Genomic DNA, 26238 nt, shown 5'->3' on the forward strand with positions numbered 1-26238 from the left:
CGTTGAAATGCTATGGAGCCGGTGGTCTGTCTCTCAACGGCCTTCATTACCGGAAGGCCTACGCAGTTCGACCAGAACTACCTAGTTCCCTACCGGAAGTTCGCGAAGCTCCCCGGCGATCACGCGCGCGACGTCCTCGCGTGCGAGGGAGGGAGTGCCGTCGCCGGGCTGCGGACCGTACGCGCCGAAGGAGGCGTGCGATGCGCCGTCGATCTCGACGAACGTCGCGTCCGGGGGGAGGAGGGGAGCGGCATCCCGGATCTTCTCCGGAGTGGACAGCAGGTCTTCGGATCCGGACAGGCTCAGCACCGGCAGGCCCGACGCGGACAGGTCGGTCGCGCAGTACGAGGCGAAGAGCACGAGGGCGTCGGCGTCCGCGGCCAGCTGGCAGGCGCGGACGCCGCCGAGGGAGTGCCCGCCGACGGCCCAGGCGTCCACGCCGGGCGCGAGATCGGTGAAGGTGGACAGCGGCCGGGGATCGAAGAACGCGAGGTTCAGCCAGGGGCGGGTGATGACGACGGTGAGGCCGTCGTCGACGACGGCGTCGCGGAGCACGGCGGCGTACGCCCAGGGATCGACCTTCGCACCGGGGATGAACACCAGGCCCCCACCGGTGGCGCCGTCCGCGGGGGTGAGGACGATGCCGGCCCCCTCGTCCACGGCGCTCAGCGAGGGATCGGCGCGCACCTCCGCGAGCGGGCCGGCCTCGGCCGCCATGACGCCGACCTGGCTGTAGACCAGGATGCCGCCGACCAACAGCACCACGAGGGCGCCGAGACCGCCGAGGATCCACCGCAGAACACGACGACGCCGGCGGGGCGCACTGCGCGCCCCGCCGGCGTCGGATGTGGTCTCGGTCACCTCAGGAGCGTACCGCCGCCTGTCGGGCGCTCACGATCTCGACGATGCGCGCGAAGAGCGGATGCGCGACGTCGAGCCCGGTGACCTCGGCGGTGAACGCCTCGGCGTCGAGCTCGCGCAGCAGGCGCTGCAGGTCCACGGCCTGGCTGTCCTCGGTGTCGGAGAACTCCAAGGCCGCTGCCATCGCCGCGACGAGCGCGTCGACGGGCAGCCCGCGCTCGACCGCCTCGGCGGCGGGGCCGACGAAGCGCTCGTGACGCGACAGCTTGCGCAGGGGCTGACGGCCCACGCGCCACACCGTGTCGGGGAGGGCGGCGTTGCGGAACCGGCGGAGGATGGTCTGCCGGTAGTCGCCCTGCACCGCGGCATCCAGCTCGTGCTTCTCGACCAGCAGTGCGCTCGTCTCCTCGAGCGCCGCCTCGACCTTCGCGGCGATGTCGGCGTCGGCGAGGGCGTCGGAGATGCGGTCGATCCCCGCCTGCGCGCCGAAGTACGCGGTGGTCGCGTGGCCGGTGTTGACCGTGAACAGCTTGCGCTCGATGTACGGCTCGAGGTCGTCGACGAAGTGCGCGCCCGGGATGTTCGGCGGGGTGTCGCCGAAGGGGCCGCGCTCGATCGCCCACTCGTAGAACGGCTCGACCGTGACGTCGACGCCCTGGCCGGCGGCCTGCGCGGGGACGATGCGGTCGACGGCGGTGTTGGCGAACACCGCGCGGGAGACCAGCGCGTCCCACGACTCCGCGGCGATCGCGATGACGTGCTCGCGCAGCTGGTCGGTGGCGCCGATCGCGTTCTCGCAGGCCATGACCTGCAGCGGCGGCAGCGCGGGGTCGCGCAGTGCGAGACCGGCGACGATGTGCGGAGCGACGAACTTCAGGATCGTCGGGCCGACGGCCGTGGTCACCACGTCCGCGGTCGCGATCTCGTCCACGAGCGCGTCGGCGTCGGTGGAGCTGTCGATCGCGCGGAACCCGGTCACCGTCTTGTCGACGCCGCCCTCGCCGACCTCGTGGACCGTGTACGAGGACACCGCGTTGATGGCATCCACGAGGGGCTTCGCCACGTCCGAGAAGACGAGGTCGTACCCGCCCTCGTGGAGGAGCAGGCCGACGAAGCCGCGCCCGATGTTGCCCGCGCCGAAGTGGACGGCCTTCATGCGTTGATCGACCCCGCGATGATGTCGTAGAGCTCCTCCGGCGTGGCGGCGGCCTTCAGGCGCGCGACGTCGTCCTCCTCCGAGAAGAGGATGGCGATCTGCGAGAGGATCTCGAGGTGCTCGTCGCCCTTGCCGGCGATGCCGACGACGAACGTGACGGGCTCGCCGTTCCAGTCGACCCCGCCGTCGTAGCGGACGACCGACAGGCCCGACTCGAGGATGGCCTGCTTGGTCTCGTTGGTGCCGTGGGGGATGGCCAGCTCGTTGCCCATGTAGGTCGAGACGGTCTCCTCGCGCTGCTGCATCGCGGCGAAGTAGTCGCCGGTGACGGCGCCGGCGGCCTGCAGGATGTCGGCCGCCTCCTTCATCGCCTCCTCGCGCGTCGCGCTGCCGGGGTGGATGCGCACCGAATCGGTGCTGAGGACGTCACGTGACATGTTGCTCGCCTTTCTCGTCGTGCTGTCCAGCCTCGCAGGGGCGGGCCGGACGGGAAAGCGGAGGGGCCGGTGCTCGCGCTGCCGGCCCCTCCGTGATATCGGACTTATCGTCCGTCGTGCTGGGTGCGGACCATCTCCACGACCTCGTCGTACTTCGGCGAGTTCATGAAGTTGTCGACCGAGACGTGGACGGCGTCCGGCGTCTGCGCCTTCGCGCGGTCGGTCAGCTGGTTCTGCGTGATGACCAGGTCGGAGGCGGCCGGGTCGAGGTTCGCGATGGCCTTGTTGACCACCGTGACGTCCTCGATGCCCGCCTTTTTGATCTTGTTGCGCAGGACGCTCGCGCCCATGGCCGACGACCCCATGCCCGCGTCGCACGCGAACACGATGTTGCGGATCGGCTTGCTGGCGGTCGAGACGCCCGCGACCTGCTCGGCGGCAGCGGCGGTCGACGCCTGCGCACCCGCGGTGGGGGCGGTGGCGGCGCCGGCGCCGGCGGCCAGACCGGACAGGGCCGACGAGCTCTTGCCCTTGTTCAGCTCGGTCTGCGCGATGGCCGCGGCCAGCGAGTCGCCGCCCTCGGCCTCGGCCTGCAGGTCGCGCTTGCGCGAGGCGAGCAGGAGCAGCGCGGTGACGAGGAACGTCACACCGGCCGAGAGGAGCACCGACAGGACGACGCCGAGGTAGCTGCCCGGGGCGGTGTTGATGAGGACCGCGAAGATCGACCCCGGCGAGGCGGGGGCGACCAGGCCCGACTGGAAGATGACGTTCGTCAGGACGCCCGTCGCACCACCGGCGATGAGGCCGAGGATGAGGATCGGCTTGGCGAGGACGTACGGGAAGTACACCTCGTGGATGCCGCCGAGGAACTGGATGATGAACGCACCCGGGGCCGTGGCGCGCGCGGCGCCCACACCGAAGACGGCGATCGCGAGCAGCAGACCCGCGCCGGGGCCGGGGTTGGCCTCGACGAGGAACAGCAGGCTGCGGCCGGTGTCGACGACCTGCTGGCTGCCGAGCGGGGTGAAGACGCCGTGGTTGATGGCGTTGTTCAGGAACAGCACCTTGGCGGGCTCGACGATGACGCTGGCCAGCGGGAGCAGACCGGTCTGGACGAGCCAGCCCACCGCGCCACCGAGCACCTCGGTCACGAAGCGCATGATCGGCGCGAGGAAGAAGAACGCCGCGAGCGCCGAGAAGAACGCCACGAAACCGGCCGAGAAGTTGTCGACCAGCATCTCGAAGCCGGGCTTGATCTTGCCCTGCCACGGCTTCTCGACGACCTTCAGCAGCAGCGCCGCGAGCGGGCCGGCGATCATCGCGCCGAGGAACATGATGGTGCCGTCGGCACCGGTGATGACACCCATCGCCGCGACCGCGCCGACGACGCCACCGCGGTGGCCGTGGACGATGCGACCACCGGTGAAGGCGATCAGCAGCGGGAGCAGGTAGGTGATGATCGGGCCCACGAGGCCGGGGTAGACGGTGCCGTCGGCACCCGTTCCCCCGCCGAGGATGTACGAGTCGGCCCAGCGCCAGCCCTCGACGGGCGACTCGGAGCCGATCCAGCCGGTGGGGATGAACAGGGCCGTGATGAGGCCCCACGCGATGAAGGCCGCGATGTTGGGCATGACCATGCCGGAGAGGAACGTGCCGAACCGCTGGATCCGGACGCGCACACCTCCCGGCGCGGTTGCGGTAGACGTCGTCGTCATTGCTGTGTCTCCTTGTCGTCGTCGCGGCGGGTACCGCGATCAGTGATGTGCCGGGTCAGACCGCGACAGGGGTGGAGGCGGACTGGGCCGCCTCCCGGGCGGAGGCCGCGTCGTCCGCGGCCAGGGCTGCCTCGGCGATGCGACGTGCATCGTCGAGAGAGTGCGAGAGCAGGGTGGCGCGCACGTCGGCGAGGGCCGTGGGGGCCATCGACAGCGTGGTGGCGCCGAGACCGACCAGCACGACCGCGAGCAGCGGGTCGGCCGCCGCCTCGCCGCAGATGCCGACGGGCTTGCCGTGGGCACGGCCGGCGGCGCCGACCTCGCGGATGAGGCGGAGGACGGCGGGATGCCACGGGTCCTGGAACGACGCGACCGAGCCGAGCAGGCGGTCGGCGGCGAGCGTGTACTGGGTCAGGTCGTTCGTGCCGATCGACGCGAAGTCCGCGATCTGGAGGATGCGGTCGGCCAGGAGCGCGGACGAGGGGACCTCGACCATGACGCCGGTCGTCTTCAGGCCGTAGTCCTTCGCGAGCTCGGTGAAGTAGCGGGTCTCCTCGACGGTCGAGACCATCGGCGCCATGACCCACAGGTCGGCGGGGCCGGCCTCGGTCTTGCGGGTGGCGGCGTCCGCCTCGGCCAGCGCCGTCAGCTGCTCGCGGAGGATGTCCTCGCTCGCCCGCAGGGCGCGGAGGCCGCGGAGGCCGAGGGCCGGGTTCTCCTCGTGCGCGTCGTTGAGGAACGGCAGCGGCTTGTCGGCGCCGGCGTCGAGCACGCGCACGACGACCTTCTTGCCGGGGAAGGCGCTGAGCAGCTCGGTGTACGCCTCGCGCTGCTCCTCGACGGTGGGCGCGGAGCTGGAGCTCAGGAAGAGGAACTCGGTGCGGAACAGACCGACGCCCTCGGCGCCGAGCTCGACCGCCTCGGCGGCGCCGCCCGGCTTGCCGAGGTTCGCCAGCAGGGGCACCTTGGTCCCGTCCGACAGGGCGCCGTCGGTGATCGGGGCGGAGGCGGCGGCGGCGCGGGAGGCGGCGCGGGTCAGCGCGCGGCCCTTCTCCTCGTCGGTCGGGTCGACGGTGACGACGCCGGCGGCGGCGTCCACGATCACCGTCTGGCCGTCGGCGAGGTCCTTCGCGGCGGCGGCGCCGACGATGGCGACGATCGACTTCTCGCGGGCGAGGATCGCGGTGTGCGAGGTCGGGCCGCCCTCGGTGGTGACCAGGGCCAGCACCTTGTCGAGGTCGAGCAGCGCCGTGTCGGCGGGGGCGAGGTCCTTCGCGACGAGCACGAACGGGTGGCCCGGGTCGGGGACGCCGGGGGCGGCGACGCCGCGCAGACGGGCGATCACGCGCTGGGCCACGTCGTCGAGGTCGGCGGCGCGCTCCCCGAGGTAGCCGCCGAGGGCGGTGAGCTGCTCGCGGAACGACGCGAAGGCGTCGAAGACGGCGAACTCGCCGGTCTTGCCGGCCTGCAGGCGGGTGTCGACCTCGGCCTCGAGGGTGGGGTCCTCGGCCATCATGGCCTGGGCCTCGAGCACGTCGCGAGCGGCGCCGCCGGCCTGCGCGCCGCGCTCCTCGAGCTCGCGCGCGACGGCGGCGACGGCGTCGCGCACCCGCGTCGTCTCGTCCTCGACCGACAGCGTGCTCTTCGTGTCCTGGGGGGCGGGCAGGGGCTCCGCCATGCGTGCGATGGGGCCCTGGGCCACGCCCAGGCCGATTCCGACTCCGCGAAGTTCCGTCATGTCTGTTCTCTTCCTCACTCGGCGTCGTGGTCGGTGGTCAGCAGCTCGGACAGCCGCTCGATGGCGGCGTCGGCGCCGTCGCCGTCCGCCGTGAGCGTGACGTAGTCGCCCTGGTCCAGGCCGAGCGCGATGATGCCGAGGATGCTCGCGGCGTTCACCGGCTTGCCGGCGTCCTTCGCGATGGTGATCGGGATGCCGGCCTCTTTCGCGGCCTGCGCGAAGAGCTTCGCGGGCCGCGCGTGCAGGCCGTGCGACGAGCCGATGCGGACCGTCCGGGTGAGCTGGGGCATGGGGGTGTTCCTTTCCGGGCGGGTCAGACGCGGTCCGCGGTCGGCCGGGTGCTGAGCGCGTCTTCCACGAGCGCCAGCGTGCGGCTTCCGTCCAGGTCGGAGAAGACGTCCTCGGGCAGCAGCACGACCAGCACCCCCCTCGTCGCGGCATCCTGCTGGATCCGTTCCAGGTCGGGGGCCAGGTGCGGGCCGACGAGGACGATGTCGGTCGCGTCGAGGTCGTTCGGGATCGACCTCGGGGTCCCCGCTGTCGCGGAGTAGGGGAGGCCGCGATCGTGGGCGGCGTGACGAACACGCTGTGCGACGAATGTGCTCGACGCACCAGCGCCGCACACCACGAGGATCCTCATCGACCCGCCTCCTTCCCTCCGATTGTCATGAGCGGACTCCCAGCGGACAACCAGGTTCGTTTCCCACCCCCCGGAACATGGATGCCGCCCCCGGCGCCCGCGTGCGACGCACATGGTTGGATGGTTCTCAGCGCCGCATCCACCCATGGCGGCGCGGAGGACGGATCGTGACGACGAAAGCTCGCCAAGACCGCCTGCTGGCCCTGCTGCTGCGGGACGGGGAGTGGTCCACCGCCGCCTCCCTGGCCGACGCCCTCGGAGTGACCCCTCGGAGCGTGCGGTCCTACGTCACCGCCGTCAACGCGCGCGTGCCCGCGGGCGCGGCCATCGAGTCGGGGCCGCTCGGCTACCGCGCCGGGTCCGCCGCCGCGGCCGCGCTGCGCTCCACCTCGGCGACCGACACGGGCACCCCGCGCGACCGTCTGCACACGTTGGTGCGGCGACTGCTCGACGCGCCCGACGGCATCGACGTGTTCGCGACCGCCGAGGACCTGTTCGTCAGCGCGGCCACCCTCGAGGCCGACCTCGCCCGTGTGCGGGGGCTCCTCGGCGGCACCGAGCTCACCCTCGAACGTTCGGCGTCGACCGCGCGACTGCGGGGCACCGAGGTCGCTCAGCGGCGGCTGTTGTCCAAGCTCGCGCACGACGAGATGGATGCCGGCATGTTCGACCTCGATGCCCTTCGGCGCACGCTCGGCGAGCGCTCGGTCGGCGCGCGGGCCTTCGGTCCGTTCAAGGCGGAGCTCGTCGCCGAGCTGGGCGCCCTCGGCTACTTCGTGAACGAGATCGGCATCGGCGACGTGGTGATGCACATCGCCATCGCGGCGGACCGCGTCGCCCGTGACCGCGGCCTCGGGCAGGCCAGCGGCGAGGCGTCCGAGGCGGCGGAGACCGTCGCGGACCTGCTGGACCGGTTGACCCTCAAGCACATCGGCGTCCAGCTCGGGGCCGGGGACCGTCGGCACCTGGCCACCCTTGTCCTCACCCGCGTGGTCGCCCCCGGTGCCCCGGCCGCCGACGAGGTGCGGGCCCGGCTCGACCCCGCGGTCGAGTCCGCCGTGCGCGGAGTCGTCGAGGGGGCGGCATCCCAGTTCCTCGTCGACATCGACCACGACGACTTCATCCTCCGCCTGGCGCTGCACGTGCAGAACCTGCTGCACCGGTCGCGGGAGCAGGCATGGTCGCGCAACCCGCTGACGCGGTCGTTGAAGTCGACCTACCCGATGATCTTCGAGGTCGCGGTGTTCATCGCGAAGGGACTGCAGGACGGTCTCGGCATCCCGATTCTCGACGACGAGATCGCGTACATCGCGATGCACGTCGGCGGGCGCCTGGAGCGCAGCCGTCGCGCCGATCAGCTGCTCACGGCGACGATCGTGTGCCCCGGCTACTACGAGCTGCACGAGCTGCTGCGTTCGTCCGTGGACCGCTCGCTCGGACAGGCGATCGAGGTCGTCGGCGTCGAGACGCGCATCGACCCCGCCTGGGACTCCATCGACACCGACCTCGTCCTCACCACGATCGACCCGCCCCGTCCGGGGGAGCGGTTCGTCCGCATCCAGCCGTTCCTCACCGAGGCCGACGTGGAGCGCGTGCAGTCCGCGGCGAGCCGGGTGCGGCGCGGGCGGCGGCTCGCGCGCCTGCGGGCGGAGCTGGAGCGGTACTTCTCGGCGGGCGCGTTCGTCCGGGGACTGGATGCCGCCGGCGGTGAGGCCGAGGTCATCCGCCGTCTCGGCGGGATGCTCGTGGCCCAGGACGTCATCGACGACGACTACGTGCTGCGGGCCGTGGAGCGCGAGGCGATCTCGTCGACGGCGTTCACCGACGCCCTCGCCGTGCCGCACGCGATGGGCATGACCGCGACGCAGACCCGCATCGCGATCGGCATCGCCGACCCGTCCATCGCCTGGGGCGAGGGGCGCGTGCAGGTGGTGGCGCTCGTGGCGTTCTCGGAGGCGGACCGCGAGGCGTTCCAGACGGTGTTCGAGCAGTTCGTCGAGGTGTTCAGCGAGCGCGACAGCGTGCAGCGCATCGTCCGCCGGGCGACGTCGTTCGCGGCGTTCCTCGACGAGCTCGTGGCCGTGATCGACGGCTGACCCGCCGCCCCGCCGGCCGCCCGGCCGCCCGCCCGCCCTGCCGCCCTGCCGCCCTGCCCGCCCGGCCGCCCGCCCGCCCGCCCTGCCGCCCTGCCCGCCCGCCCGCTCGAGCTCCGCGCACCGAAGTGGCCCCGGGGCCACTTTGTGCGCCCCGGGGCAACGCGAAGACTCGGATTGGGGGCAGGACCTTACCGTGGAGGACGGATGCCGAAAGCGTTGAGGCGCCGCCCGAGTGTCGCCGCATCGCGGACGTCAGACCACCCCCAGCGGACCAGGGGTCGATTGGTCACGCCGCGGATCCAGTCCTCACGACGTTTCTCGCTCTCGACCACCGCCGACGCGGAGTGACCTTCGGCGCGTGCCAGCTGCCGGTACTTCGTCATCCCGTCGAACTCCCCCCAGGCGTCGACGTCGTCGAGTCCGAAATCGACCCAGTAGATCTTCCCGCCGGGTCCCCTGATCGGTACCTGGAGGGACGGAGGTGCGAATCCGAGCTGGCGCAGGCGAAGTCGGCTGATGCTTTCACCCGGCAGCTGGGCGCGGCCGTCCGCGAAGTCGAGGACATTCCGGGCACGCACGCGACCAGGCGAGTTGACTCCGATCGCGGTGAGGGCCGATGTCCGCAGCGACTCCGCGGCATCCCGGTCGTAGCTTCCCGGCGGGCGGAAGGCGACGGAGCGCAGAGCCGCGTCGGCTGCCGAGAGTGCGGCCTCGGTCGAAGCCGTCCGCGCGACATCGGCGACGGTTCTCACGAGTGATGTGCAGAGCAGTCCGTCGACGGCGACGATGTCGTCGTACTCGACGGGACCACGGTGACGGACGACACGAGACCCCGAGCCCGGACGAGCGTCCGCCGAGATCACGTGGGTGAGCCCGTCGTCCTGCAGAAGCGGAAGGCCGTGCAGGGCTGCAGCGGTCTGGTAGCCGAACACCGGCTCCTGGACGGCGACCGCTTTGTAGGCCCTGGCACGGACGGCGGCGTGCTCCTCGGCCGTCAGGTTCTGCAACTCCGACGTTCGCGCGTACGCGCCCCGCCGGAGAAGCGTGAGCTGCTCCGCGTCGAGGGCGCGCTTGATGCGCCGAGAGTCGTACCCCTCCGCCCGCAGATGGCTCCGGGTCAGGACGGAGACAGCGAATCCGTTGTTCACGGGGAGTCATTCTTCGCGGTGACGCTCGTGGCGCGCGTCGCTCCCGGCGTCGTCGGGGGAGAGGAGACCGAGATCGTCCGTTGTGGAGGAGCCGAAGACCGCCGGGCCGGGGACGAACGGCACCGACCCGCAATGGAAGTGGCCCCGGGGCCACCTACGGTGCCCCGGGGCCACTTCCATCGCTCCCGCAACGATCGGCAGAGGCCCCGAACGACGAACGCCGCCCCGAAGCCCCGCGCCGGCGGGGGCAGGCTCAGCGCAGCGACGCCAGCAGCGCCTCCGCGCCGGCGTGCAGCGCTGCCAGACGCCGCACGGCCTTCTTCGCCGACGAGCCGCGCACGTCGAGGTACAGCTTGAGCTTCGGCTCGGTGCCGCTCGGACGCACGATGAGGCGCGAGCCGTCCTCGAGCCAGATGCGCAGGACGTCGCCGGGCGGCAGGCCGTCGACCCCGTCGAGCAGGTCGTCGATGCGGGAGACGGCGACCTCGCCGATCGCCGCGGGCGGCTGCGCGCGCAGCGCCGCCATGATCCCCGCGATCTCACCGACGTCGCTCACGCGCACCGAGATCTGGTCGCTCGCGAACGCGCCGAACGTCTCGCGGAACTCCTGCAGCAGGTCGGCCACCGTGCGGCCCTGGCCGCGGGCCTCCGACGCCATGCCGAGCAGCGCGACGGCGGCGGAGATGCCGTCCTTGTCCCGGACGACGTCGGGGTTCACGAGGTACCCGAGGGCCTCCTCGAACCCGAAGGCGATCCCGGGCGCCCGCGAGATCCACTTGAACCCGGTGAGCGTCGCGTGGAACCCGAGTCCGTAGTACTCGGCGACGGCCTGCAGGCCCGGTGACGAGACGAGCGAACAGGCGAGGGATGCCGAGGCTCCGGCGCTCGTGGCGGCGACGGCGCGGGCGGTGCGCCATCCGAGCAGCAGGCCGATCTCGTTGCCGGTCAGCCGGCGCCAGCCGTCCGCCGCGTCGGCGTCGGGGATGGCGACCGCGAGACGGTCGGCATCCGGGTCGTTCGCGATGACCAGCTCGGCGCCGGCGTCGCGGGCGGTCCGGAACGCCAAGTCCATGGCGCCGGGCTCCTCCGGGTTCGGGAACGCGACGGTGGGGAACCGGCCGTCCGGCTCGATCTGCTCCGTCACGAGGACCGGGGCGGGGTAGCCCGCCTCGGCGAGGACGCGCCGGACCGTCTCCCAGCCCACGCCGTGCATCGCGGTGTAGACCCAGCGCAGACCCTCGGCGCCCGCGGGGGCCGGGGCCACCGCGGCGGTGGCGGCGATGTACGCCTCGACGAGCGACTCGGGGGCGTTCTCGTACCCGACGGAGCGCGGCAGCGTCGTGACGTCGCCGGCGTCGGCGACCCGCTGGATGTGCGCGGCGATCTCGGCGTCGGCCGGCGACACGATCTGCGCGCCGTCGTCGGGGCCGCCGAGGTAGACCTTGTAGCCGTTGTCGTCGGGCGGGTTGTGGCTGGCGGTCACCATGACGCCCGCGTCGGCGCCGAGGTGGCGCACGGCGAAGGCGAGGACGGGCGTGGGCAGCATGCGGGGCAGCAGGATCGCGCGCAGCCCGGCGCCGGTGAAGATCTCCACGGAGTCCCGTGCGAACACGTCGGAGTTGCGGCGCCCGTCGTACCCGACGACGACCACCGGACGGTCGTCGCGGTCGGATCCCGGCACCACCGGACGGTCGTCGTGGCCGAGGCCCGCGGCATCCCGGTCCTCGGAGCCCGCGGCATCCCGGCCCTCGCCGTCGCCGGCCCCGAGGGCGCCCGCCTCCGAGGCCGGGGGACGCGAGGTGCCCCGCTCGAGGAGGTATGCCGCGAACCCGGCCGCGGCCTGGGCGACGAGGACGCGGTTCATACGGTTGGAGCCGGCGCCGAGCGTTCCGCGCAGACCGGCGGTCCCGAAGGCGAGGCGGGTGGAGAAGCGGTCCGCGAGGTCGTCGGCGGCTGCGGCGTCGCCGGCTTCGACCCGCTCGAGGAGGGCGGTCAGCTCGTCGCGGGTGACGGCGTCCGGGTCCTGCGCGAGCCAGCCGCGCGCGGCGTCGACGTACGCGCTCACAATTCGCCGATCACGCGCGCGAGCAGCGCCGAGATGACCGGCTCCGCCTCGCGACCGGCCTCAAGGACCTCCTCGTGGCTGAGGGGGGTCTGCTGGATGCCGGCGGCCAGGTTCGTGATGAGGGAGAAGCCGAGGATCTCCATGCCGGCCTGCCGCGCGGCGATCGCCTCGAGCGCGGTCGACATGCCGACGATGTGGCCGCCGATGGCCTTGGCCATCTGCACCTCGGCGGGGGTCTCGTAGTGCGGCCCGCGGAACTGCGTGTAGACGCCCTCGTCGAGCGTCGGGTCGACGCTGCGCGCGACGTCGCGGAGCCGCGCCGAGTACAGGTCGGTGAGGTCGATGAACGTCGCGCCCTCGAGGGGCGAGTCGGCGGTGAGGTTGATGTGGTCGCTGATGAGCACGGGCTGCCCGGGCTTCCACGTCTCGCGGATGCCGCCGGCGCCGTTCGTCAGGATCATCGTCGACGCCCCGGTGGCCGCGGCGGTGCGGACGCTGTGGACGACCCGGCGGACGCCGTGACCCTCGTAGTAGTGAGTGCGGGCGCCGATGACGAGGACGTTCTTCCCGCCGGGCGTCCGGACGCTGCGCAACGTGCCGACGTGCCCCTCGAGCGCGGGCTTGCTGAAGCCGACGACCTCGGTCGCGGGGAACGACGCGGTCTCCTCGCCGATGAGCTCGGCGGCGCGGCCCCAGCCGCTGCCGAGGGTGACGGCGATGTCGTGGCGCTCGACGCCGGAGAGGCGGGCGATGTCGGCCGCCGCGGCGGCGGCGACCTCGAACGGGTCGACCGCGGGGTCGTCGAGCGGGTGGGGGGTGCTGTTGGACATCCCCCCACTCTAGGAACAGCGGGGGTCGCCGGGCCAGACGATCGGACAGCGCGTCGCGCTGGGGGAGAATGGATGCCATGGTGCAGAGCTTCGAGCGCAAGCAGTCCGTCGCGATCGTGGGCGGAGGCCCCGGGGGCTACGAGGCGGCGCTGTCGGCGGCCCAGCTCGGTGCCGACGTCACGCTCGTGGAGCGCGCGGGCGTGGGCGGGTCGGCCGTCATCACCGATGTGGTCCCGTCGAAGACCCTCATCGCCACCGCCGACGCCGCGGTCGCCATCCGCGGTGCCAGCGACCTCGGCGTGCAGCTGTTCGCCAAGGACGACCGCGGCAAGCCGCTGACGCCCGAGGTGGCCATCAACCTCGCCGCCGTGAATCAGCGGCTGCTGTCGCTCGCCCGCCAGCAGTCCGACGACATGCGCGCGTCGCTGCTCGACGCGGGCGTGCGCATCATCGCCGGTCACGGCCGCCTGGACGGCAACGGCGCCGTCGTGGTCTCGACCGAGGCGGGCGGCACGGACTTCGACCGCATCGAGGCCGAGACCCTGGTGGTCTCGGTCGGCGCGTCGCCGCGCGAGCTGCCGTCGGCCCAGCCCGACGGCGAGCGCATCCTGACCTGGACGCAGCTCTACAACATGAAGTCGGTGCCGTCGCACCTCATCGTGGTCGGCTCCGGCGTGACGGGCGCGGAGTTCGCCTCCGCCTACATGAACCTCGGCGCGAAGGTGACGCTGGTGTCCAGCCGCGACCAGGTGCTCCCCGGAGAGGATCAGGATGCCGCGGCCGTCCTCGAGCGCGTCTTCCAGCGCGGCGGCATGACGCTGCTCGCCAAGGCCCGTGCCGAGTCCGTCGTGAACACCGGCGACGGCGTCGTCGTGACCCTCGCCGACGGTCGCACCATCGAGGGCAGCCACTGCCTCATGGCGGTCGGGTCCATCCCGAACACCGCGGGCATCGGCCTCGAGGCGGCGGGCGTCCAGATGACCTCCTCCGGCCACATCCGCGTCAACCGGGTCGCCCGCACGTCGGTGCCGAACATCTACGCCGCGGGGGACTGCACGAACTTCTTCCCGCTCGCCTCGGTGGCATCCATGCAGGGCCGTCAGGCGATCTTCCACGCGCTCGGCGACATCGTCATCCCGCTCGAGACGCGCCGGATCACGGCCAACATCTTCACCGCGCCCGAGATCGCGACGGTCGGCTTCTCGGAGCAGGACGTCACCGAGGGCCGCATCGCGGGCGTCGTCCGCAAGCTGCCGCTGTCGGCGAACCCGCGGGCGAAGATGCAGGGCATCACGGACGGCTTCGTGAAGCTCATCGCGCGCAAGGGCAGCGGCACCGTCATGGGCGGCGTCATCGTCGGGCCGCGCGCGTCCGAGCTGATCTACCCGATCGCGATCGCCGTCGAGCGGCGCCTGACCGTCGACCAGGTGGCGCGCGTGTTCGCCGTCTACCCGTCGTTGACGTCGAGCATCACGGATGCCGCCCGCGCCATGCACATCGTCGACCGCGACGATCCCGGCGAGGACTGACCCGCCCCCGGCGCCCCGGCGCTGCGCGCCCGCCCCCGGCGCCCCGGCGCCCCGCGCGCAGCCCCGGACACGCGCAACGGCGCCGCACCCCCGGGGAGTGCGGCGCCGCGACGACGGCGGACGTCAGCTGATGAGCAGCAGCTGGTGGCCCGCGGAGACGGTGGTGCCGGGCGCGGCGTCGATGCCGGCGATCGTGCCGTCCTTGTGCGCCTGGATGGGCTGCTCCATCTTCATCGCCTCGAGGACGACGACGAGGTCGCCCTTGACGACCTGCTGCCCCTCCTCGACGGCGATCTTGACGACGGTGGCCTGCATCGGCGACTTGACGGCGTCGCCCGTGGCGCCCGCCGCGGGCGAGGCGGCGTGCGTGCGGCGCGACGGGGGCACGGCGGCCGGACGCCCGACCTGCGGGGCTGCGGCGACGATGCGGTCGGGCAGGCTCACCTCGAGGCGCTTGCCGGCGACCTCGACGACGACCGTGTGACGGCCGGGCGCGGCGGCGGGGGCCTCGAGCTCGCCGTCCCACGCGGGGATGTCGTTGACGAACTCGGTCTCGATCCAGCGCGTGTAGACGCCGAAGTCGCCGTCCTCGGCGACGAACGCCGGGTCGCGGACGACCTTGCGGTGGAACGGCAGGACGGTCGGCATCCCGGCGACCTCGAACTCGTCCAGCGCCCGGCGCGAACGCTCGAGCGCCTCGGCGCGGTCGCGACCGGTGACGATGATCTTCGCCAGCAGCGAGTCGAACGCGCCCGAGACGCTGTCGCCGGCGGTGACGCCCGAGTCGAGACGGATGCCGGGACCGCCGAACGTCTTGAAGACGTGGATGGGACCGGGCTGGGGGAGGAAGCCGCGGCCGGGATCCTCGCCGTTGATGCGGAACTCGATGGAGTGGCCGACCGGGCGGGGGTCGTCGTACCCGATCTCCTCGCCCTCGGCGATGCGGAACTGCTCGCGCACCAGGTCGATGCCGGTGACCTCCTCGGACACCGGGTGCTCCACCTGAAGACGCGTGTTGACCTCGAGGAACGAGATCGTCCCGTCCGCGCCGACGAGGAATTCGCACGTGCCGGCGCCGACGTACCCCACCTCGCGGAGGATGGCCTTCGACGCGGAGTACAGGATCTCGTTCTGCTCGTCGGTCAGGAACGGCGCGGGCGCCTCCTCGACGAGCTTCTGGTGGCGGCGCTGCAGCGAGCAGTCGCGGGTCGAGACGACCACGACGTTGCCGGCGGCGTCCGCGAGGCACTGGGTCTCGACGTGACGCGGCTTGTCGAGGTACTTCTCGACGAAGCACTCGCCGCGGCCGAAGGCGGCCACAGCCTCGCGGGTCGCGGACTCGAACATCTCGGCGACCTCGTCGAGCTCGCGCGCGACCTTGAGGCCGCGGCCGCCGCCGCCGTAGGCGGCCTTGATGGCGATGGGCAGGCCCACCTGCTCGGCGAACGCGACGACCTCGTCGGCACCCGAGACGGGGCCGGGGGTCCCGGGGGCCAGCGGGGCGCCGACCTTCTCGGCCACGTGGCGGGCGGTGACCTTGTCGCCGAGGGCCTCGATGGCGTCGGGCGACGGGCCGATCCAGACCAGGCCGGCGCCGATGACGGCGCGGGCGAAGTCCGCGTTCTCGGCGAGGAATCCGTAGCCGGGGTGGACGGCGTCGGCACCCGAGCGGCGGGCGATCGAGAGGATCTTCTCGATGGAGAGGTACGTCTCGGCGCTGGTGGCGCCCTCGAGGGCGTAGGCCTCGTCGGCGAGGCGGGAGTGCAGGGCGTCGCGATCCTGATCCGCGTACACGGCGACCGAGGCCTTGCCCGAATCGCGTGCGGCGCGGATGACACGGACGGCGATCTCGCCACGGTTGGCGACGAGTACCTTGGCGATCTTCGGCATTCATCCAGCCTAGCGACGCGAAGGGACCTCTTTTTGACCCTTCTCGACAAGAAAGTCCGGGGAACGTGTGGCGAAGTCTACGAACGGTTCCACAGCGCGGGCCAGGACCCGCCGAGCTCGCGGACGAGACGACGCACCGTCGACAGCGACATCCCGACGACCGTCGAGGGATCGCCCTCGACCCGCTCGATGAACGCGCCGCCCAGGCTGTCGACCGTGAACGCGCCCGCCACCTGCAGCGGCTCGCCCGTCGCGACGTACGCCGCGATCTCGTCCTCGTCGACGTCCGCGGCGAAGGTGACGGACGCCTCCGCCACGGCGTACGCCTCCCGCGGCTCCGCACCGGGCGTCAGCCGGAAGACGCTGTGCCCCGAGTGCAGCACGCCCGTCCGCCCGCGCATGTCGCGCCAGCGGGCGGTGGCGTTCTCGGGGGTGTACGGCTTGCCGAGGATCTCCTCCCCGAGCGCGAACATCGAGTCGCCGCCCACGACGAACCCCTCGAAGTCCGGGTCTTCGTCGCGCAGGCGGAGGGCGACGTCCTCCGCCTTCCGCCGGGCGAGCAGCAGCACGTGCTCCTCCGCCGGGAGCCGGCGTCCCTCCGCGGCCTCCACCTCGGCGATCACCGCCTCCTCGTCCACCTGGGGCGCCCGGGCCTCGGGCTCGATGCCCGCCTGACGCATCAGCATGAGTCGGGCGGGGGAGGTGGATGCCAAGCACACGCGCATGCGTCCACGCTACCGAGCCCGTGCTCCCACCCCGCCGCGGCGTCGAGCCTCCGCGCCGAGAAACGCCCCCTGCACCGAGAAACGCGCGCACCCGGCGTTCCCGGGTGCAGACGGCGTTTCTCGCGGCGGTCCGGAGGAGGGAGCGTGTGACAGGCTCGACGCATGCATGACGGCGACACCATCGATCTCGACATCACCGGCATCGCCCACGGGGGCGTGTTCGTCGGGCGCCACGAGGGCCGGGTCGTCTTCGTCCCCGACACCCTCCCGGGCGAACGCCTCCGCGCGCGCCTGACCGACACGCGGAAGAAGAGCTTCTGGCGCGCCGAGGCGCTCGAGGTGCTCGAGGCCGCGCCGGAACGGCGTCCGCACGTCTGGGCGGCCGCCTCGATCGACCGTGCGCCCGAGGAACGCGCCGGCGGCGCGGAGTTCGGCCACATCGAGCTGTCCCACCAGCGGGCGCTCAAGGAGCGCGTCATCCGGGAGGCCATCGAGCGCGTGGGGCGCCTCGACCTCCCCGTCGAGGTCCGGGCCGCCGGTGCCGACGAGACCCCGGACGGCACGGGATGGCGCACGCGCGTCAGCCTCCACGTCGACGACGCGGGCCGCGTCGGGCCGTTCGCCGCCCGCTCCCACAACGTCGTCCCCACGCCGGACCTGCCGCTGGCCACACCCGCCGTCGCGCGGGCCGCCGCCGACCTCGGGGGCGCCGAGCCCGGCCGCATCGATCTCGTGCAGCCCGCCGACGGTCGGGTGCGCGTGCTGCCGCGCCCCGACGGCGCACGCCGCGCCCCCGCGCCGGAGGTCGTCGAGGAACGCGTCGGCGATCGCGTCTTCCGAGTCGACGCCGGCGGGTTCTGGCAGGTGCACCGCCTCGCCGCGCGCACCCTCACCGACCTCGTCACCACGGAGCTCCGGGATGCCACCGGGGGTCTGGATCCGGAGGCATCCCACCTCGACCTCTACGGCGGCGTGGGCCTCTTCGCCGCCGCCCTCGCCGACCTCGGCGGCAGCGGCACGCGCGTGACGAGCGTCGAGTCGGACGCTCGCGCCACCGAGCACGCGGGCGAGAACCTCGCCGAGTGGGTCGGCGCCCGCGCCGAGACCGCCCGGGTCGACCGGTACGTCGCGCGCCTGGCGGCGGACGCCTCGGCACGCGAGCGCGAGCGCCTCGCCCGCGGGGTCGTGCTCCTGGACCCGCCGCGGGCGGGAGCCGGACGCGAGGTCGTCGAGGCCGTCGCCGGGCTCGGCCCGTCCTCGGTCGTCTACGTGGCGTGCGACCCGGTCGCCCTGGCCCGGGACCTGGCGACCTTCGCCGATCACGGCTACCGCGCCGACAGCGGCATCCGCGGGGTCGACCTGTTCCCGAACTCGCACCACGTGGAGGCCGTGGCCGTTCTGCGCCGATGACGGACATCCGCGGAAAGTCGCACCCTCCTCGGCGGTGAGCGCGCAGATACGATGTGGACATGACGCGCGTCGCCCTCATCGATGACCACGAGTCGGTCCGACTGGGGCTCGAGGCCGCACTGGCCCGCGTCGACGCGACCGAGGTCGTCTTCTCCGGAGCGAATGTCGCCGCCTACCTCGACTGGCGCCGCGGCGCGGTGCAGAACCCCGCCGACGTCGTCGTGCTCGACCTGACGCTCGGCGACGGCACCACGGTGTCCGAGAACGTCGACCGCGTCGTGCGCGACGGGTCCAGCGTCATCATCCACAGCGTCGCCGACCGTCCCGCCGCCGTGCGCGAGGCGCTCGCCGCGGGGGCGGCCGGCATCGTCAGCAAGTCCTCGCCGACGCACGAGGTGCTCGGCGCGATCGGCACGGTCGCCCGCGGCGAGCTGCTCGACAACGTGGAGTGGGCCAGCGCCGTCGAGGCGGACCGCGACTTCGCGGACGCGCAGCTGTCGGCCCGCGAGCGCGAGGTGCTGCGGCTGTACGCGGCGGGGCTGCCGCTGAAGGCCGTCGCCGACCGCCTCGGCGTGGCCTACTCGACGGCGAAAGAGAACATCACCCGTGTGCGCGTGAAGTACGTCGAGGTCGGGCGTCCCGCGCCGACCAAGGTCGACCTGCTGCGTCGGGCGATGGAAGACGGCATCCTCCACGAAGATGCCGAGACCGAACCCGATGTCTGACACCGGGCGTTCCGTCCTCGATGAGGCCTGGGGCCGCATCCCCCACACGCGCGAGACGACGGAGGAGCCCGGCTCGTTCACCCAGACGCGCATCGAGCGCGTCATCACGCTCCTCGTGGGACCGGGCTGCCTCGTCCTCGGCGCGCAGGCCTTCGTCGCGGCGTTCGGTCCGGGCGACGAGACGCCCGGCTGGCACCTCCCGCTGGTCGTCGGAGTCTTCCTGCCCCTGATCGCGATGGTCGTCGCCTGCACGATCGGGCGCTTCGCCCGCCTGTTCTCCGGCATCTTCGCCGTCGCCTTCGTCGTGGCCCTGGCGCTGTGGCCGGCGGCCACGGTCGACGGGTCCGCCCCCTCGGTGACGGAGAACCCCTGGATCTTCTTCCTCATCAACGTCGCCACGGTCGCGGCCGTCGTCGCGTTCCCGCTGCCGCTGCAGGTGGTCTGGACGATCGCCGTCCCGCTGCTGTTCGGCCTCGCCCGTCTCGTGCAGGCCGACTTCGCGCCGGACTTCCTCCTCCCCGTCCTCCTCGACGTGTCGTTCGCCTGCATCCTCGGCAGCGTTCTCGTGACGCTGGGCTGGATGTACCGCTCGGTGGCCGGCAACGTCGACGAGACCCGCAGCCGCGCCGTCAGCAGCTACGCCTCGGCCGCCGCCGCGGAGGCCACCGAGCGCGAGCGCGTCGCGGTCGCGGCCCTCATGCACGACAGCGTGCTGGGCGCGCTCCTCGCGGCCGAGCGGGCGACCACCCCGCGCGAGCGGACCCTCGCCGTCAGCATGGCCCGCGAGGCGCTCATGCGGCTGGCCAACGCCGAGAAGGACGCCCTCGAGGGCAGCGACGAGCCCGTGGATGCCGCCCGCCTGGCCGACGACATCGAGGAGGCCGCGCACGAGTTCGGCGTCGACCTCACGGTGACCCGTCGCGTCCAGTCCGGTACGCCTCGCGTGCCCGGACGCGTCGCGCGGGCGCTTGTCCTCGCGGCGATGCAGGCCGTGGCCAACGCCGTCCAGCACGCGGAGGCCCGCGGCCTGTCGGTCGAGCTGAACGGCTACGCCGATCCCGGCAGCGTCGCGGTGCGCGTCCGCGACGCCGGGGGCGGCTTCGACCTCTCCGCCATCCCGGAGGACCGCCTTGGCATCCGCGGGTCGATCATCGCGCGCGTGACCGCCGTCGGCGGACGCAGCGACATCGACACCGGTCCCGCCGGGACGACGGTGCTGCTCGAGTGGGAGAGCGGGGACCGCTGGTGACCGTCCGCGGCGTCCTCTCGGCCATCGGGCTGGCCTTCACGGCGTACCTCGCCGCGCGCGGCCTCCTGTGGACGCGGCCGGAGACGGTCGTCCACGGGTGGCTCCTCGTCGCCTCGCTCGCGCTGTACCTTCCCGTCGCGTGGCTGTGGATCCTGTGGGGCCGTCCGTCGCGCGCGACGACGACGCGGGTCGACGTGGCCCCGGCCGGCGCCGGACTGCCGGGGTGGGCCGCGGGCCTGGCGCTCGTGGTCGCTGTCGTCGTCCCCAACGCGACGTTCTTCGCGGTGGCGGAGGACGGGCGCACGCAGCCGTTCGCGACCTCGTCGATCGGGGCGATCGGCGCCCTGATGACGATCGTGATGGCACGCGGACGTCCCGTCGTCGCCTGGATCGGCATCGGGGTGATCGCGCTGTCGGCCTCGCTGTGGCTCGGCCCGCTCGGCGCCCTCAGCCAGGGGCTGGTCGGCTCCATCGTCTGGGTGGGAGCCGCGCAGCTGCTCAGCATCGCCCTCACCCGCGCCGCGCGGGACGCGGAGCGTCTCGCGGAGCTGCAGCAGGCCGCCTCGGCCTGGCAGGCGTCGCAGTCGGGACGCCAGCGGGAGCGGCGCATCCATGTGCAGCGCGCGCTGCAGGTCGCCGGTCCGGTGCTCGGTCGCACCATCGAGACCGGCGGCAACCTCCGCGCGGCGGAGAAGGAGGCGGCCCGCCTCGCCGAGCAGAGCCTGCGCGACGAGCTCCGCGGACCGCGACTGCTCGACGACGCCGTGCGGGCGGGGATCGACGCCGCTCGGCGCCGGGGCGCCGCGGTCACGCTGTTCGACGAGGGCGGCCTGGAGGGCCTGCAGGGCGCCGAGCTGGCGGCGGTCCGCGCCGAGCTCGCCGACGTGCTGCGCGACTCCGCGTCCGAGCGCCTGATCATCCGCACCTCGCCGCACCCCGCGGTGGCGGTGACCGTCGTGGGCCGGTCGGCCGGCGACGGCGCGGGAGGCGACGACGACGACGTCGACCTCTGGCACGAGATCCGACGCCCGCGCTGACGCGCCGCGACCTGCGCACGCGGGCTGACGCGCGATCAGGGCGGCATCCCGACCGCGCGCGGACCGAACACCGGGCCGGCGGCCGTTCCGGGAACGGTCCCGAGATCATGAGACGACCCACCGCCCCGTCCGGGGGGAGAACCGGGGCGGTGGGTCGTCTAGGGGTGAGGGGCGGCGAAGCCGCCCACCCCTCACTCCGGCGAACGGCTACCCGAAAACCGTCCGCAAGGCCGGGACCGGCTCGAGGAGCGGCCCGACCGAACGCAGTGAATGCGTTCCAGCTCCTCCAGTATTCGGGAGCGGATCGGCGCCGTCTGTAGGTATTTCGGGGGACAGGGGTCAGCCGGTGAAGCCGTGCCAGCCCGACAGGCGGTCGAGCGGACGGCGCAGGCCGCGGGCCGAGAGCTCCCACCGGGACCGCGTCGCCGGCTCGGGGGCGACGGCCGCGGCCGCCTCCGCCTCGTAGGCCTCCGTCACGACGACGACGACAGCGGCGAGCTCCTCCTCGGTGGCCGTTCCGCGGACCACCTCGGCGACGACCTGCGGACGGTCGTCCCCGGCCGCGGGGTCGGGCGACGTCGGGCTCACAGCGGGATGTTCCCGTGCTTCTTGGCGGGCAGGCTCGCGCGCTTGTTCCGCAGGGCGCGCAGCGCCTTGGCGATGGACACGCGCGTCTGCGCCGGCTCGATGATCCCGTCGAGCTCGCCGCGCTCGGCGGCGAGGAACGGGGATGCCACGTTGTACGTGTACTCGCTCGCGAGACGCGCGCGCACTGCGGCGACGTCCTCGCCGGCCTCCTCCGCGCGCTTGATCTCCCCGCGGTAGAGGATGTTGACCGCGCCCTGACCGCCCATGACGGCGATCTCGGCGGTGGGCCACGCGAGGTTGATGTCGGCGCCCAGCTGCTTGGAGCCCATGACGATGTAGGCGCCGCCGTAGGCCTTGCGGAGGATCACCGTGACCAGCGGCACGGTGGCCTCGGCGTAGGCGTACAGCAGCTTCGCGCCGCGGCGGATGACGCCGGTCCACTCCTGATCCGTGCCGGGCAGGTACCCGGGGACGTCGACCAGGGTGACGATCGGCACCGAGAAGGCGTCGCAGAACCGGACGAACCGGCTGGCCTTCTCACCGGCGTCGATGTTCAGGGTGCCGGCCATCTGGGACGGCTGGTTGGCGATGATGCCGACCGTGCGGCCCTCGATCCGACCGAAGCCGATGACGATGTTCGGGGCGAACAGCGGCTGCACCTCGAGGAAGTCGGCGTCGTCCACGATCCCGTCGATGACGGTGTGGATGTCGTAGGGCTGATTGGGCGAGTCGGGGATGACGGTGTTCAGCGCCCGGTCGGCATCCGTCGTCTCGAACTCGAAGGGGGTGTCGTAGACCGGGATCTCGGCGAGGTTGTTGTCGGGCAGGAAGCCGATGAGCGAGCGGGCGTAGTCGATCGCGTCGTCCTCGTCGTCGGCGAGGTAGTGCGCGACACCGGAGCGGGTGTTGTGCGTGTGCGCGCCGCCGAGCTCCTCCATCCCGACGTCCTCGCCGGTGACGGTCTTGATGACGTCGGGGCCCGTGACGAACATCTGGCTGGTCTTGTCGACCATGATGACGAAGTCGGTGAGGGCGGGGGAGTAGACCGCGCCGCCCGCGGCGGGCCCCATGATGATCGACAGCTGCGGGATGACGCCCGAGGCGGCGGTGTTCAGGCGGAAGATCTCCCCGTACTTGCCGAGGGCGACGACGCCCTCCTGGATGCGCGCGCCGCCCGAGTCCAGGATGCCGATGATCGGGATGCCGCTGCGCAGCGCGAGTTCCATGACCTTGATGATCTTGTCGCCCGCGACCTCTCCGAGCGAGCCGCCGAAGGTGGAGAAGTCCTGCGCGTACACGGCGACCGTGCGGCCGTGGATTGTGCCGGTGCCGGTGACGACGGAGTCGCCGTAGGGGCGTGACCTGTCCATGCCGAAGGCGGTGGTGCGGTGGCGCACGTATTCGTCGATCTCGACGAAGGAGCCGGGGTCGACCAGCAGCTCGATGCGCTCGCGGGCGGTGAGCTTGCCCTTCGCGTGCTGCTTGTCGCGCGCGGAGGACTCGGCGTCGACGACGGCCTCCTGGTACCTGCTGCGCAGGTCGGCGATCTTGCCGGCGGTCGTAAAGAGATCGGGCTGGTCGGTCACGCTTTCCACCCTAGCGACCGCGTCCGCCCCCGCGTTGGAGGGTGCAGACAGGTCACGGGACGATTCGCTGTGGCATCCCTTCATTCCCCTCCTCGTGCCCTGCGGGGGGAAAGGCAAGTGGATGCCGCCGACCCGCGGACTCTCTAGGGTGTGGGTCATGCCGATCCCCGAGTCCGGATACCCCGCCACCGCCGCCGTCAGCCCCCGTGTCCAGGCCGTCGAGACGACCGCGTCCACCAACGCGGACGTCGTCGCCGCCGTCACCGCCGACCCGGCCGCGTGGCCGCATCTCTCGCTCCTGGTGACCGACGACCAGCGGGCCGGGCGGGGGCGCCTGGACCGCTCGTGGACGACCCCGCCGGGCACCGCCCTGGCGGCGTCGGTGGTGCTCGACGTGGCCGAGGTCCCCGTCGAGGCGCGCGGCTGGATCCCTCTGGCCGCGGGCGCGGCCATGACCCGTGCCGTCCGCGGTCAGCTCAAGGGGCACGGCGCCTCGACCGCCGAGCTGAAGTGGCCGAACGACGTCCTCGTCGACGGCGGCAAGATCTGCGGCATCCTGGCCGAGGCCGTGCCGGGCACGTTCGAGAAGGTCGTCGTCGGCTCCGGGGTGAACACCCGCATGAGCCGCGCCGACCTCCCCGTGACCACGGCGACCTCCTTCGCGGCCATCGGACGCGACTGCGACGACGACCGGCTGCTGGCCGACTACCTGTCCGCCCTGTCGAGCCTCGTGGACGACCTCCGCCGCGGCGATGTGGAGCGGGTCCGCCGCGAGGTCGCGGACCTGTGCGTCACGGTGGGCAAGGACGTCGAGGTGTCGCTGCCGGACGGCACGACGCTGCAGGGGACGGCCACCGGGCTCGACGCGGCCGGACGGCTCGTCGTGACCTCGGGCACGGTCGAGACGGCGGTGTCGGCGGGCGACGTCGTCCACGTGCGCTGACGCGCGCGCCCGAGGGCGGGCGGGCCGCGCCGACGAGCGGCCCGTGCGCGTGACGTCCCGCGTGTGCGCGCGCCGCGGCGCGGCCGACCCCGCAGAATGAGAGGGTGACCCAGCCGACCAGCTACGGAGGGCGCCCGCGCACTCCGGCGCCGGGGAGCCCCGCGCCCGAGCTGCGCATCGCGCGGCTGCGGAGCCACCCCCGCCGACTGTTCTGGTCCGCGCTCGTCCTCATCGCCGTGTCGGGGGCGACCGCGTTCTTCTACGACAACCTGCCCGACGGGTACGAGAACTGGATGCTCCTCTCCGCCGCCGGCGCGGCCGTCCTCCTCCTCGTCGTCGTGCCGTGGGTGATCTGGATGTCGCACACGTGGACCATCACCACGCGACGGGTCATCGAACGGTCCGGACTGTTCGGCAGCCGCCGCCGCGAGATCTCGCACGTCCGCGGGTATGCGATCGCCATGCGCCGCGGCATCCTGCAGCGCCTCTGGGGCGCCGGGACGCTCACGCTGTCCAACGGCGTCGAGCCGCCGTTGCGGCTGAAGAACATCCCCAGCGCGGTGCTCGTCCACGAGACCCTCGTCGACCAGGTCGAGGTCAACCAGATCCTCGCCCACCGCGACTCGCAGGCGAACGCCCTCGGCACCGACCGCTGATCCCCGCGCGCGGCGCCGCAGTGTGCATCGGCGGCGCGGGCAGACCACAATGGTCGGGACGGAAGGAGCGGCATGACGCTGCGAGTCGGAGTGGTCGGTGGCGGACAGCTGGCGCGGATGATGATCGCGCCCGCCGTGGAGCTCGGGGTCGAGATCCGCGTGCTCGCGGAGGACGAGGGGATGTCCGCGGCGCTCGCCGCCACGGCCGTCGGCGACTACCGCGACGCCGAGACCGTCCTCGCCTTCGCTCGCGAGGTCGACGTGATCACGTTCGACCACGAGCACGTCCCGCAGGACGTGCTGGCGGCCCTCGTCGACGCCGGAGTCGCGGTCCACCCCGGTCCGGCGCCCCTGGGCGTCGCACAGGACAAGCTCGTCATGCGCCGCCGGATGAGCGAGCTCGGGATGCCGCAGCCCGACTGGGCCGCCGTCGCCGACGCGGGGGAGCTGCAGGAGTTCCTCGACGCGCACGGCGGACGCGCCGTCGTCAAGACCCCGCGCGGCGGCTACGACGGCAAGGGCGTCCGCGTCGTCTCGGCCGCCACCGAGGCCGACGACTGGTTCGCGGCACTGGCCGAGGACGCCAACGGCGGCCGGCTCCTCGTCGAGGAGCTGGTCGACTTCACGCGCGAGCTCGCGCAGCAGGTCGCCCGCCGCCCGTCGGGCGAGGTGCGGGTCTACCCGGTCGTCGAGACGGTTCAGCGCGACGGCGTCTGCGCGGAGGTCATCGCGCCCGCCCCGCGCGCGAGCGAGCGCCTGCGTCGCGCGGCGGCGGAGATCGGCGTCGCCGTCGCCGAGGGCCTCGGCGTCACCGGCATGCTCGCCGTCGAGCTCTTCGAGACCGCCGACGAGCGCATCCTCGTCAACGAGCTGGCGATGCGCCCCCACAACAGCGGCCACTGGACGCAGGACGGCGCGGTCACGAGCCAGTTCGAGCAGCACGTCCGCGCGGTGCTCGACCTCCCCCTCGGGGCGACGGATGCCACGGCCCCCTGGTCCGTAATGATCAACATCCTCGGCGGTCCGACGGAGGGCGGCATGGACGACCGCTTCGCGTCGGCGATGGCGGCGCACCCGACGGCCAAGCTCCACACCTACGGCAAGGCGCCCCGCCCCGGGCGCAAGGTCGGGCACGTGAACGTCGTCGGCGACGACCTCGACGACGTGGTCTACGAGGGGCGGGCGGCCGCCGCGCTGTTCGACTGACGGGCCGC

At 72.8% G+C, this 26238-nt stretch carries 23 protein-coding genes; 9 read left to right on the forward strand and 14 right to left on the reverse strand.

Features of this window, described 5'->3' with window-relative positions:
- Positions 1-81: 81 nt before the first annotated feature.
- The 7 genes from MRBLMI1_RS08180 to MRBLMI1_RS08210 form a co-directional block, all read right to left on the reverse strand.
- The gene (locus MRBLMI1_RS08180; RefSeq protein WP_367729537.1) at positions 82-861 is read right to left on the reverse strand and encodes an alpha/beta hydrolase; all 780 of its coding nucleotides are present in this window, start codon (positions 859-861) and stop codon (positions 82-84) included.
- A 1-nt stretch (position 862) separates the two neighbouring features.
- A complete protein-coding gene (locus MRBLMI1_RS08185) occupies positions 863-2017 on the reverse strand; it encodes a mannitol-1-phosphate 5-dehydrogenase (protein ID WP_367729564.1) in 1155 nt (384 codons plus the stop codon).
- A complete protein-coding gene (locus MRBLMI1_RS08190) occupies positions 2014-2454 on the reverse strand; it encodes a PTS sugar transporter subunit IIA (protein WP_367729637.1) in 441 nt (146 codons plus the stop codon). The genes MRBLMI1_RS08185 and MRBLMI1_RS08190 overlap by 4 nt, the downstream gene beginning before the upstream one ends.
- A gap of 104 nt (positions 2455-2558) precedes the next feature.
- On the reverse strand, positions 2559-4169 hold the full coding sequence (locus MRBLMI1_RS08195) for a PTS mannitol transporter subunit IICB (RefSeq protein ID WP_367729639.1): 1611 nt from the start codon (positions 4167-4169) through the stop codon (positions 2559-2561).
- 55 nt (positions 4170-4224) lie between these two features.
- Positions 4225-5907, reverse strand: a complete 1683-nt coding sequence (ptsP, locus tag MRBLMI1_RS08200) for a phosphoenolpyruvate--protein phosphotransferase (protein WP_367729641.1) — start codon at positions 5905-5907, stop codon at positions 4225-4227.
- Positions 5908-5921: 14 nt separating this feature from the next.
- On the reverse strand, positions 5922-6197 hold the full coding sequence (locus MRBLMI1_RS08205) for an HPr family phosphocarrier protein (RefSeq protein WP_367729642.1): 276 nt from the start codon (positions 6195-6197) through the stop codon (positions 5922-5924).
- 23 nt (positions 6198-6220) lie between these two features.
- A complete protein-coding gene (locus tag MRBLMI1_RS08210; protein WP_367729643.1) occupies positions 6221-6547 on the reverse strand; it encodes a PTS sugar transporter subunit IIB in 327 nt (108 codons plus the stop codon).
- A 167-nt stretch (positions 6548-6714) separates the two neighbouring features.
- Here MRBLMI1_RS08210 and MRBLMI1_RS08215 point away from each other — a divergent pair, with 167 nt between their 5' ends.
- Complete coding sequence (locus MRBLMI1_RS08215) at positions 6715-8643, forward strand: BglG family transcription antiterminator (RefSeq protein WP_367729645.1); 1929 nt, start codon at positions 6715-6717, stop codon at positions 8641-8643.
- A gap of 188 nt (positions 8644-8831) precedes the next feature.
- Here the strand turns inward: MRBLMI1_RS08215 and MRBLMI1_RS08220 are convergent, their stop codons facing one another.
- The 3 genes from MRBLMI1_RS08220 to MRBLMI1_RS08230 form a co-directional block, all read right to left on the reverse strand.
- Positions 8832-9791, reverse strand: coding sequence for a hypothetical protein (locus tag MRBLMI1_RS08220; RefSeq protein ID WP_367729646.1), 960 nt, complete (start codon positions 9789-9791; stop codon positions 8832-8834).
- 253 nt (positions 9792-10044) lie between these two features.
- Positions 10045-11859 carry a phospho-sugar mutase gene (locus tag MRBLMI1_RS08225; RefSeq protein ID WP_367730920.1) on the reverse strand — a complete coding sequence of 605 codons (1815 nt, stop codon included), beginning with the start codon at positions 11857-11859 and terminating at the stop codon, positions 10045-10047.
- A complete protein-coding gene (locus MRBLMI1_RS08230; RefSeq protein WP_367729647.1) occupies positions 11853-12686 on the reverse strand; it encodes a purine-nucleoside phosphorylase in 834 nt (277 codons plus the stop codon). The genes MRBLMI1_RS08225 and MRBLMI1_RS08230 overlap by 7 nt, the downstream gene beginning before the upstream one ends.
- Before the next feature lie 68 nt (positions 12687-12754).
- Here MRBLMI1_RS08230 and MRBLMI1_RS08235 point away from each other — a divergent pair, with 68 nt between their 5' ends.
- Positions 12755-14215, forward strand: a complete 1461-nt coding sequence (locus MRBLMI1_RS08235; RefSeq protein WP_367729649.1) for an NAD(P)H-quinone dehydrogenase — start codon at positions 12755-12757, stop codon at positions 14213-14215.
- A gap of 123 nt (positions 14216-14338) precedes the next feature.
- Here MRBLMI1_RS08235 and MRBLMI1_RS08240 read toward each other — a convergent pair whose 3' ends face one another.
- Both MRBLMI1_RS08240 and MRBLMI1_RS08245 read right to left on the reverse strand, forming a co-directional pair.
- Entirely contained in the window at positions 14339-16105 is a 1767-nt protein-coding gene (locus MRBLMI1_RS08240) for a biotin carboxylase N-terminal domain-containing protein (protein WP_367729651.1), read from the reverse strand.
- 77 nt (positions 16106-16182) lie between these two features.
- Positions 16183-16830: a Maf family protein gene (locus MRBLMI1_RS08245; protein ID WP_367729652.1), complete on the reverse strand. Its 648-nt coding sequence runs from the start codon at positions 16828-16830 to the stop codon at positions 16183-16185.
- Between the two features lie 162 nt (positions 16831-16992).
- On the opposite strand from MRBLMI1_RS08245, the gene MRBLMI1_RS08250 reads away from it, so the two are divergent.
- Genes MRBLMI1_RS08250 through MRBLMI1_RS08265 form a run of 4 tightly spaced genes read left to right on the forward strand, consistent with a single transcriptional unit; the run spans position 16993 to position 21251 of the window.
- Positions 16993-18240: a class I SAM-dependent RNA methyltransferase gene (locus tag MRBLMI1_RS08250; protein WP_367729706.1), complete on the forward strand. Its 1248-nt coding sequence runs from the start codon at positions 16993-16995 to the stop codon at positions 18238-18240.
- Positions 18241-18299: 59 nt separating this feature from the next.
- Complete coding sequence (locus MRBLMI1_RS08255; protein ID WP_367729728.1) at positions 18300-18965, forward strand: response regulator; 666 nt, start codon at positions 18300-18302, stop codon at positions 18963-18965.
- The gene (locus tag MRBLMI1_RS08260) at positions 18958-20214 is read left to right on the forward strand and encodes a sensor histidine kinase (RefSeq protein ID WP_367729729.1); all 1257 of its coding nucleotides are present in this window, start codon (positions 18958-18960) and stop codon (positions 20212-20214) included. The genes MRBLMI1_RS08255 and MRBLMI1_RS08260 overlap by 8 nt, the downstream gene beginning before the upstream one ends.
- Positions 20211-21251, forward strand: a complete 1041-nt coding sequence (locus MRBLMI1_RS08265; RefSeq protein ID WP_367729731.1) for a hypothetical protein — start codon at positions 20211-20213, stop codon at positions 21249-21251. The genes MRBLMI1_RS08260 and MRBLMI1_RS08265 overlap by 4 nt, the downstream gene beginning before the upstream one ends.
- Before the next feature lie 339 nt (positions 21252-21590).
- Here the strand turns inward: MRBLMI1_RS08265 and MRBLMI1_RS08270 are convergent, their stop codons facing one another.
- On the reverse strand, positions 21591-21839 hold the full coding sequence (locus MRBLMI1_RS08270; protein WP_367729733.1) for an acyl-CoA carboxylase epsilon subunit: 249 nt from the start codon (positions 21837-21839) through the stop codon (positions 21591-21593).
- Positions 21836-23425 carry an acyl-CoA carboxylase subunit beta gene (locus MRBLMI1_RS08275; protein WP_367729763.1) on the reverse strand — a complete coding sequence of 530 codons (1590 nt, stop codon included), beginning with the start codon at positions 23423-23425 and terminating at the stop codon, positions 21836-21838. The genes MRBLMI1_RS08270 and MRBLMI1_RS08275 overlap by 4 nt, the downstream gene beginning before the upstream one ends.
- A gap of 157 nt (positions 23426-23582) precedes the next feature.
- Here MRBLMI1_RS08275 and MRBLMI1_RS08280 point away from each other — a divergent pair, with 157 nt between their 5' ends.
- The 3 genes from MRBLMI1_RS08280 to MRBLMI1_RS08290 all read left to right on the forward strand — a co-directional run bounded on the left by MRBLMI1_RS08280 (position 23583) and on the right by MRBLMI1_RS08290 (position 26230).
- Positions 23583-24368 carry a biotin--[acetyl-CoA-carboxylase] ligase gene (locus MRBLMI1_RS08280; protein ID WP_367729765.1) on the forward strand — a complete coding sequence of 262 codons (786 nt, stop codon included), beginning with the start codon at positions 23583-23585 and terminating at the stop codon, positions 24366-24368.
- 104 nt (positions 24369-24472) lie between these two features.
- Positions 24473-25024: a PH domain-containing protein gene (locus MRBLMI1_RS08285; protein ID WP_367729767.1), complete on the forward strand. Its 552-nt coding sequence runs from the start codon at positions 24473-24475 to the stop codon at positions 25022-25024.
- A 72-nt stretch (positions 25025-25096) separates the two neighbouring features.
- On the forward strand, positions 25097-26230 hold the full coding sequence (locus MRBLMI1_RS08290) for a 5-(carboxyamino)imidazole ribonucleotide synthase (RefSeq protein WP_367729769.1): 1134 nt from the start codon (positions 25097-25099) through the stop codon (positions 26228-26230).
- Positions 26231-26238 lie beyond the last annotated feature (8 nt).

It is taken from the genome of Microbacterium sp. LMI1-1-1.1 (assembly GCF_040815675.1).
In the GTDB taxonomy this organism is placed as follows: domain Bacteria; phylum Actinomycetota; class Actinomycetes; order Actinomycetales; family Microbacteriaceae; genus Microbacterium.